At 41.4% G+C, this 8,594-nt stretch carries 8 protein-coding genes and 2 riboswitches; of the genes, 4 read left to right on the top strand and 4 right to left on the bottom strand.

The window, feature by feature from the left end; all coding sequences use genetic code 11:
* The first annotated feature begins 253 nt into the window (after window positions 1-253).
* Window positions 254-790 (top strand): NAD(P)H-dependent oxidoreductase, encoded by a 537-nt coding sequence (locus tag AC4HAL_RS09775; RefSeq protein ID WP_491094029.1) that lies wholly within the window; start codon window positions 254-256, stop codon window positions 788-790.
* Window positions 791-831: 41 nt separating this feature from the next.
* On the opposite strand, the gene AC4HAL_RS09770 is transcribed toward AC4HAL_RS09775, so the two are convergent.
* Window positions 832-1,263 (bottom strand): DUF7679 family protein, encoded by a 432-nt coding sequence (locus AC4HAL_RS09770; protein ID WP_491094028.1) that lies wholly within the window; start codon window positions 1,261-1,263, stop codon window positions 832-834.
* A gap of 243 nt (window positions 1,264-1,506) precedes the next feature.
* Window positions 1,507-1,598: riboswitch (glycine riboswitch) on the top strand.
* Window positions 1,599-1,601: 3 nt separating this feature from the next.
* A riboswitch (glycine riboswitch) is annotated at window positions 1,602-1,681 on the top strand.
* 148 nt (window positions 1,682-1,829) lie between these two features.
* Between AC4HAL_RS09770 and AC4HAL_RS09765 the strand changes: the two genes are divergently transcribed.
* The 3 genes from AC4HAL_RS09765 (at window position 1,830) to AC4HAL_RS09755 (ending at window position 6,150) form a co-directional block, all read left to right on the top strand.
* The gene (locus AC4HAL_RS09765) at window positions 1,830-3,173 is read left to right on the top strand and encodes an alanine/glycine:cation symporter family protein (RefSeq protein ID WP_491094027.1); all 1,344 of its coding nucleotides are present in this window, start codon (window positions 1,830-1,832) and stop codon (window positions 3,171-3,173) included.
* A 289-nt stretch (window positions 3,174-3,462) separates the two neighbouring features.
* Window positions 3,463-4,815, top strand: a complete 1,353-nt coding sequence (locus AC4HAL_RS09760; protein WP_491094026.1) for an alanine/glycine:cation symporter family protein — start codon at window positions 3,463-3,465, stop codon at window positions 4,813-4,815.
* Between the two features lie 120 nt (window positions 4,816-4,935).
* The gene (locus tag AC4HAL_RS09755; RefSeq protein ID WP_491094025.1) at window positions 4,936-6,150 is read left to right on the top strand and encodes a cation diffusion facilitator family transporter; all 1,215 of its coding nucleotides are present in this window, start codon (window positions 4,936-4,938) and stop codon (window positions 6,148-6,150) included.
* Between the two features lie 259 nt (window positions 6,151-6,409).
* On the opposite strand, the gene AC4HAL_RS09750 is transcribed toward AC4HAL_RS09755, so the two are convergent.
* The 3 genes from AC4HAL_RS09750 to AC4HAL_RS09740 are packed head-to-tail and all read right to left on the bottom strand — an operon-like array spanning window position 6,410 to window position 8,560.
* Window positions 6,410-7,264 (bottom strand): amino acid ABC transporter substrate-binding protein, encoded by an 855-nt coding sequence (locus AC4HAL_RS09750; RefSeq protein ID WP_491094024.1) that lies wholly within the window; start codon window positions 7,262-7,264, stop codon window positions 6,410-6,412.
* A 16-nt stretch (window positions 7,265-7,280) separates the two neighbouring features.
* Window positions 7,281-7,910, bottom strand: coding sequence for an amino acid ABC transporter ATP-binding protein (locus AC4HAL_RS09745; RefSeq protein WP_491094023.1), 630 nt, complete (start codon window positions 7,908-7,910; stop codon window positions 7,281-7,283).
* Between the two features lie 8 nt (window positions 7,911-7,918).
* On the bottom strand, window positions 7,919-8,560 hold the full coding sequence (locus tag AC4HAL_RS09740) for an amino acid ABC transporter permease (RefSeq protein ID WP_491094022.1): 642 nt from the start codon (window positions 8,558-8,560) through the stop codon (window positions 7,919-7,921).
* Window positions 8,561-8,594: the final 34 nt, after the last annotated feature.

The following is an 8,594-nucleotide window of genomic DNA, read 5'->3' as shown; positions in this document are numbered from 1 at the left end:
AGTTCGTTTGTGGTAAGATGGGTGTAGGTCATTTATGGTAGTTCCTCTCAGACAAATGTGGTGTTTATCTGAGCCTATCATAAATGGCTTTTTTCTGTCTAGCTTAATTTTACAAATTGGGTTATTATATCATCCGTCACTCCTACTTTAAATACTGACTTTAAAGTAAGTATTTACTGATTTATTTGTGGGTATTTACATATTTTAAAATTATAAGAAAATAGAAATAGAAAGTCATAAAGGAGGATCAAAAATGAAAACCTTAATCATATTAGCGCACCCTAACATCGATCAGTCGCAAGTAAACAAAAGTTGGAAAGCTGAATTAAAAAAGTTTCCTGAAAAATTTAAACTACACGAGCTTCATACCCTGTATCCCGATTGGGAGATTGATGTTGCTAAAGAGCAGGCCTTATTAGAACAATATGAAACCATAATTTTTCAATATCCCCTCTATTGGTATAGTTATCCACCCCTTCTCAAAAAATGGTTTGATGATGTTTTAACACATGGATGGGCCTATGGATCAAAAGGAGACAAACTCACAGGTAAAAAATTCAGCCTGATTATCTCCATTGGGGACAAAGAGGAGAATTATTCACCTGAAAAAAGCATCGGTCATACCATGGAAGAGCTGATTGCTCCATTCCAAAGCACGGTTAAACATATTGGCGGAGAGCTTTTGCCTATTTTTACAAGTTATGGATTTTCCTTCGAGTCAAGTAAGGAATTAATTGACAGCAGTTCACAAGCTCTTATTAAACACCTTTTAGAAATCACTCAATTGTAATGCTTGAACTATCTATAAAAAATTCCAATAAGTGCTTCACATTAATCCTTACGCAGTTCTTTTCGGTAACGAAAACGCCAGCGACAGTAATCCCATGTAATCATCAACTTACTGCGCCACTTGAAATCATGGCGTAAAAAACGAGCACCATCCCTAAGCTGCTTAAAACCAGCAGTCTGCCAATTCTCTCTTATCAAGAACTGACCGCGACTGCGCCAGTATTGCTCATTGTAGCGGTAGTAGAATTTACGAACTCGGGCTAGACGGATTAAGGGCTGGTAGTGATTAGCAGGGGTATAGTAGCCGCTTGGAACATTGATAAGAGCCCCTGTCAGCAGGGGCTTCCAACTATTAGGATGCTCATGAAAGTATATACGCATAGGTTTTTGAAGATCGTTAGGGAGCTGGTAGTGCCAACGTTTCCCATTTAGCAATTCCACTTGGACATAGAAAATTTTCTTGCGCTTGGCCATGTGCCCGCTCTCCCCCTTTTTATGTAAATGTCCCTAATATTTAATATTGTAACACAGATCAGTTTGAAATAGGATCGAACTTATTGTTTTTTAGAGAGTTGCCCATCCCAAATATTTTTCCAAGCGGGAAAGGGATCGTTTGATTAGGTCATAATTCGGAATATACTATTATTTATGGAAAATAACCTTGACAGTATTCGGAAATTGAGCTAAACTAGGACAGTATTATCATAAATAAACCGATTGAAATCATCAGGAGAGAAAAGACAGGGTCTTTCGCCGAAGGAGTAATGCTCTCAGGTTTCTAGTGCTTAGAATAGGACTGATGGTGGACGGACTTCTGGAGAGCTTCCCAATTAGGGGAACGCCGAAGGGGCAAGGCAGTCAACTGCTCAAACTCTCAGGCAAAAGGACAGAATTTTCAGCAAAAATAAGCGATCAAGCCTATAAGAGGTTAGGTAGTTTTTATTTTTCTGACCAGTCTTTTTAGAAGTCCATGACATTACTGTCTGGACTTTTTTCGTACTTGGGATGATGATTTCATCGGTTTCAGAAGGGATATGATTATGTTAGACTTTTTTACCAAAATTGATGACTTTGTCTGGGGCCCACCGCTCTTAGTGCTGCTAGTAGGAACAGGAATCTACCTCAGTTTTCGACTGGGGTTGTTACAGATTCTTCGTCTGCCTAAAGCCTTTAGACTCATCTTTGCTGAGGATCAGGGAGAAGGTGATATTTCCAGCTTTGCTGCTTTAGCAACAGCCCTAGCCGCTACCGTCGGAACCGGTAACATTGTCGGTGTTGCGACGGCTATCGGAACCGGCGGTCCTGGTGCCCTCTTTTGGATGTGGGTAGCTGCTTTTTTTGGAATGGCTACCAAGTACGCTGAGGGACTTCTCGCTATCAAATATCGGACTAAAGATGACAATGGGCAAGTTTCAGGCGGTCCCATGTACTATATTATCAATGGAATTACAGGACGCCTGCGTATTATTGCTAAACCCTTGGCTTACTTCTTTGCCCTAGCTGGTATCCTCGTAGCTCTTTTAGGAATCGGAACCTTTTCACAGGTCAATTCTATCACGGAATCCCTGCAGAACAGTTTTAGCTGGTCACCACAGATTGTCAGTATCCTAATTGCTATTTTCGTAGCGATTATCGTTTTCGGCGGCATTCAATCAATTTCCAAGGTATCAGAAAAAATCGTACCATTTATGGCAATTCTTTATATTCTAGCTGCACTGACCATCATTGTTATTAACCATCAAAACCTTATTCCAACAATCGCGGCGATTTTTAAATCTGCTTTCACACCAACCGCTGCTGTCGGCGGCTTTACAGGAGCGACTGTTATGCAAGCTATCAGACTCGGGATTGCCCGCGGGGTCTTCTCCAACGAATCAGGACTTGGATCTGCACCTATTGCAGCGGCAGCGGCTAAAACGGAGGAACCTGTTGAACAAGGATTAATCTCTATGACTGGTACCTTTATTGATACTATTGTTATTTGTACTTTAACGGGCCTCTCTATTCTGATTACAGGGCAGTGGTCTGTTAAGGGACTTGAGGGAGCGGCAGTGACACAGAGTGCCTTTGCTTCAGTTTTTGGCAATATTGGCAGCCTTGTCCTTACCTTATCTCTTGCTCTCTTTGCCTTTACAACCATTTTGGGCTGGTCTTACTACGGTGAGCGCTGCGTTGAGTTCGTTTTTGGTACCAAGGCTATTACCCTTTATCGCTGCGTCTTTGTGCTTATGGTAGCACTCGGTGGCTTCTTGCAGCTGCAAGTTATCTGGAAAATTGCTGATATCGTCAATGGACTTATGGCTCTGCCTAATTTGGTTGCTCTGCTCCTGCTGTCACCCGTTATTATAAAGGAAACGACGTCATACTTTAATCGTCATAAATAGGAATACTTGTTTCTTAACTCCATTTGACAAGTGAAAATATTATTTTATAATAAATAAGGATATATTGATGAAATGTGTCAGGCAGACTGGGCTAGGCAACTTAACTAGCCCTTTTCTTGTGGTGATGCCTAATCCTCTTTGAAAATTACAACCTATAGTATATTACTTCCCTAGCGAAAACACCCTATAATCTCAATATTCTAATAAGAATTAAGGGCATTTAAGAAGTTGCTACGCTTTCAGTTTTGATTTTCTTTGAGTATAAAACTAAAAAGATTGGATTGACACTATGTTAGATTTATTAGCTAAAATTGATACCTATGTATGGGGGCCTCCCCTATTGATTCTTCTGGTCGGAACAGGAATTTATCTCAGTGTTCGGCTGGGACTACTACAGGTGGCCAAGCTGCCTCGCGCCCTGCGGCTAATTTTTGCAAATAGCGAGGGCCATGGCGATGTTTCCAGTTTTGCGGCTCTATGTACAGCTCTGGCTGCTACGGTGGGAACAGGTAATATCGTTGGTGTTGCGACGGCTATCAAGGCAGGTGGCCCCGGTGCCCTCTTTTGGATGTGGATGGCTGCCTTCTTTGGTATGGCCACTAAATATTCCGAGGGGCTCCTAGCTATTAAATTCCGCGAGAAAGATGAAAACGGTGAGATTGCCGGCGGTCCTATGTACTATATTGTTAACGGTCTTGGTAAACATTGGAAATGGCTAGCGATCCTCTTTGCTATCTTTGGAACCATGACCGCCCTGCTGGGGTCTGGAACCTTTACTCAGGTTAATTCTATTACTGATTCTATCAAGAATAGCCTGGGACTGGATCCGCGTATTGTCAGTATCGTATTGTCCATTCTGGTAGCTATTATTATCTTTGGTGGTATCCAATCTATCTCTAAGGTTTCAACCTTTGTCGTCCCTTTCATGGCGGTTATTTATGTCTTAGCTGCTATTATTGTCTTGGCTGTCAACTACGATAAGTTTATTCCAAGCATCGTGTTAGTGCTGACATCTGCCTTTACTGGTAAGGCAGCAACTGGAGGCTTTCTTGGAGCAACTGTTATGGTAGCTATTCAAAAAGGAATTGCCCGCGGTGTTTTCTCTAACGAATCTGGGCTTGGATCTGCGCCAATTGCTGCTGCTGCTGCTAAAACGGAGGAACCTGTTGAGCAAGGGCTCATTTCTATGACTGGTACCTTTATTGATACAATTATCATCTGTACATTGACAGGGATGGCTATCATTGTCACAGGCGGTTGGACTTCTGAGTTAGACGGTGCTGTCCTCACACAATCCGCTTTTTCATCTGTTTTTGGTAACTGGGGGATTTGGGCTCTGACCATCAGTTTAACCCTTTTTGCTTTCACAACCATCCTAGGCTGGTCTTACTACGGTGAGCGCTGCTTTGAATTTCTTTTTGGTGCTGCCAGTATTCCTTTATACCGACTACTTTTCGTTGCCATGGTTGCTATCGGTGGTTTCATTAAATTGGAAATGATTTGGACCATTGCTGATATTGTTAACGGACTTATGGCCTTCCCTAATCTTGTTGCCTTGATTGGATTATCTCCGATTATTATCGCAGAAACGAAAAAGTATTTTGCCAAATCCAAGCAGCAGGAAGTATCAGATAAAGAATAGTTGATATTAACTAGACGGGTTGCCTGCCCGTTCTAGTTTTTTATTAGCCTTATCAAGGCTAGCTGATCGCTAATATTCATGTTATAATGGGGAGAATCGTTATTCTTACAAGGAGGCTATATGACAAGGCACGAACAAAACATCCGCTTGGCTAGACGGGGACCGATTGTTAGTATTGCTGCCTATATCAGTTTAGCTGTAAGTAAATTGCTGTTTGGGCACCTTTTGTCCTCTTCATCCTTGATTGCTGATGGTTTTAATAATCTATCAGACATTATGAGCAACATCATTCTCTTAGTCGGACTTTACTTAGCCAGTCGACCGGCCGATGAGGATCACCGCTTTGGCCATTGGAAGATTGAAGATTTGGCAAGTTTGATTACTTCATTTATCATGTTTTTAGTAGGATTTCAGGTTCTAGTAGAAACTGCTAAAAAGTTAATGACAAACCACCAGACTGCCATTGATCCTTTAGGAGCCATTGTCGGACTGGTCTCAGCTCTAGTCATGTACGGTGTCTACCTCTATAATCGGCACCTATCTAAGAAAGTCAAATCCAGCGCCCTATTGGCTGCCTCTAAAGACAATATTTCCGACGCTCTGACCTCGCTTGGAACTTCGATTGCCATTGTTGCTAGCTCGATCAATATGCCCATTATTGATCGAATAGCTGCAATTATCATCTGCTACTTTATTCTAAAAACAGCTTACGATATCTTTATCCAAGCAACCTTTAACCTATCAGATGGCTTTGATGATAAGCAGTTAGCCCAATATGAGAAGGCTATTCTACAAATTCCAAAAATTTCTGCTGTGAAATCTCAACGGGGCCGTACTTATGGCAGCAATATCTTTCTCGATTTAGTGCTTGAAATGAACCCTGATTTATCTGTATACGAGAGCCATGCGATCACAGAACAGGTTGAGCAGCTCCTGCATGATGAGTTTCAGGTTTATGATGTTGACATTCATGTTGAACCAGCTGCTATTCCTGAGGATGAACTGCTGGAAAATGTTTACAACAAGCTCTACAAATTTGAAAAACTAATTCTGTCTAAAATACCGGATTACGAGGCCTATATTGCCGATGATTTTATGATGGTTAATGAAGACGGTCAGTTCCTATCACTTCAAAATTTTCTTAAGCTAGCCCCCTACTACTCCAGTAATTTTCAATACTTTAAGATGGTGTCCATCAGCCAAAAGACCAAGTTGATTACCTATCAACTTGAGGGAAACCGCCACGTCAGTATCTGGCGTCGTCACGAACAATGGAAACTGATTTTTCACCAGATTACAAAGGAAGTGTCCGCTCCTACCAACCAAGTCAACTAGAACATTAACCATGCAGCACGTAAAAATGAAGAAAGTCCAGTTAAAAATCCAATATAAACCCCTATTATTCCAAAGTGGATTTGTCCACTACAGAAATTAGAGAGTCAAATAAAATCGCATGAAATCAGGCTTAAACACTAAATTCATGCGATTTTTATATAATTTAAAAAATGAAAACACGTTATTTTTTTCAGATACAGATTTGTTCAAATGAATCAGAAAGTTCACTAATAATGATTGTCGTGAGAGTGAAAGCGGCCTATCGAGCTTCGCTCTTTACTTGTTCTGTAGCAACATCGTCACCAAACCATTTGTGAGAAATCTTCTGGAATTTCCCTGTCCGATAGAGTTCAGTGAAGGCCTGATTAACCTTCTTGACCAGTTTTTTATCAGCCTTTCGAGCACCAACTGCAAAATTTTCAGCTTCATAGCCCGCTGGCATAATATTATAGTCTGCCAGCTTGCCTTCCTGCTCCAGATAGTAATTAGCATAGACACGATCAATCAAGAGAGCATCTATCCGTCCAGCATCAAGGTCAATTAAGGCTTGGGTAAAGGTGGAGTATTGTATAGCCTTCTGGTCTTTAACCTGATCTTTCAAAATATCGGGTTCTGCTGTGAAAGCATCATAACCTGAGGAACCAGCCTGAGCTCCCAGAGTTTTTCCAGACAGTTGCGTGAGGCTATTAATTCCAGAAGATTTTTTGGTTACAACAACCTGCTGGTTAATCATATAAGGTTCTGTAAATAAAACCGACTGTTTGCGCTCATCAGTCATGGAATAGCCATTCCAAATCAAATCAATTGTACCGTTTTTAAGCTCAGTCTCTTTCATATCCCAGTCAATAGCCTGCCACTCTACCTTAATCCCATACTTTTTGAAGACTGCATTAGCCAGATCAACATCAAAACCTGTGTAGGAACCATCTTTTTCCTCAAACCCCATAGGTACAAAGGTAGCATCAAATCCAATTTTGATCGTCTTCTCTCTGGTATATGTTGACCATTGATCAGTCTGGGTTGCAAAGTTCGACCTAGAGCTGCAGGCACCGAGAGTTAGGACCGATAAGAGGACAAGTATCAAGAGAGAAAGGAAATATTTTGCTAATCTCATCTATATACTCCCTCTGCTATTTAGGATTTATGCTCAGAATATCGTCAGCAACATTCTGGGCGAACTGCATATCATGGGTAATCACGATTTGTGTGATGCCCAGCTCACGGTTCTGCAAGATCAATTTTTCTACTTCCTGGCGCAGCTCCGGATCCAAGGCTGAGGTTGGCTCATCATAACCAATGATTTTAGGGTCAATCATCATCGCACGCGCAAAGGCAACTCGCTGCTTTTGACCGCCAGACAAGGAGAAAGGGTAGGCATCCGCATGTTCCTCTAAGCCAAGTTTGGCTAAGAGTTCTCTAGCCTTCTTAACAGCTTCATCCTTGGAAGTCCCCATTGTTTTCGTCGGTGACAAAATCAAATTTTCTAATACTGTCAAATGTGGGAAAAGCTGAAAATCCTGAAAAACAAAACCGAGGATATTTTCTGACTCTAGATGATTCAAAGGTACTTCTTTTTCCTGATAGATGACCTGACCCGAATCGATTTTCTCAAGTCCTGCCAGCATACGTAGCAGGGTCGTTTTACCACCGCCAGAGGGCCCAACAACAGCAAGAATTTTCCCTTCTTCTACATTGAGATTGAAATCCTTAAAAATTTGCTTATGGCCGAATTGTTTAGAAATATTCTTTAATGTTAACATACGACCTCCTATTTATAAAAATTAAATTTTTTCTCGATACGTTTAGACGCAAGGGTTACAAGCCCAACTAAGATGAGATAAATAGCCCCAGCAACAAACATAGGTGCTAAGGTCGCATCGCGGTTGGCCGCCGTTCGACTTTCCAAAAGCAGATCACCAACTCCCAGCACATAAACCAACGAGGAATCTTTCACAAGATTAATCACCTCATTAAAGACACTCGGCAGCACAATCTTAATAACCTGCGGCAAGATAATATAACGAATCGTCTGCAGCTGATTAAATTTTAAAACCTTAGCTGCCTCGTACTGTCCCTTAGGAATAGCAGCAATACCGCCGCGGAAAATTTCTGCAAAATAAGCCGCATAGTTAAGAGTGAAGGCTAAAATCGCTGCCGGTAGACGATCGAAGACGACCCCCACACTGGGCAGTACATAATAAACAAAAATAAGCTGCAATAAGAGGGGAGTTCCTCGCATGATCCATATATAAATAGTCAGCAGCCAATTCAAAGGCTTAAATTTCAACTGCATGAGAAAGGCCAGAACAATCCCCAGTGGAATGGATAAAATGATAACGATGCAGAAAACCTGCAGGGTAACCCAAGCACCATTTAAAAGGGCTGGGAGAATTTCCAAAACGTACGACATAAATGCTCCTAGTGAGTTGATATGCTTTATTATA

This window comes from Streptococcus sp. ELY_125, assembly GCF_058314535.1.
The sequence above is the reverse complement of the archived record's forward strand: the minus strand, read 5'-3'. Positions and strand labels throughout refer to the sequence as shown.

Coding starts and splice junctions, on each gene's coding strand:
- AC4HAL_RS09775 (WP_491094029.1), top strand. CDS start 254: ATGAAAACCTTAATCATATTAGCGCACCCTAACATCGATCAGTCGCAA.
- AC4HAL_RS09750 (WP_491094024.1), bottom strand. CDS start 7,264: ATGAGATTAGCAAAATATTTCCTTTCTCTCTTGATACTTGTCCTCTTA.
- AC4HAL_RS09740 (WP_491094022.1), bottom strand. CDS start 8,560: ATGTCGTACGTTTTGGAAATTCTCCCAGCCCTTTTAAATGGTGCTTGG.
- AC4HAL_RS09745 (WP_491094023.1), bottom strand. CDS start 7,910: ATGTTAACATTAAAGAATATTTCTAAACAATTCGGCCATAAGCAAATT.
- AC4HAL_RS09770 (WP_491094028.1), bottom strand. CDS start 1,263: ATGGCCAAGCGCAAGAAAATTTTCTATGTCCAAGTGGAATTGCTAAAT.
- AC4HAL_RS09755 (WP_491094025.1), top strand. CDS start 4,936: ATGACAAGGCACGAACAAAACATCCGCTTGGCTAGACGGGGACCGATT.
- AC4HAL_RS09760 (WP_491094026.1), top strand. CDS start 3,463: ATGTTAGATTTATTAGCTAAAATTGATACCTATGTATGGGGGCCTCCC.
- AC4HAL_RS09765 (WP_491094027.1), top strand. CDS start 1,830: ATGTTAGACTTTTTTACCAAAATTGATGACTTTGTCTGGGGCCCACCG.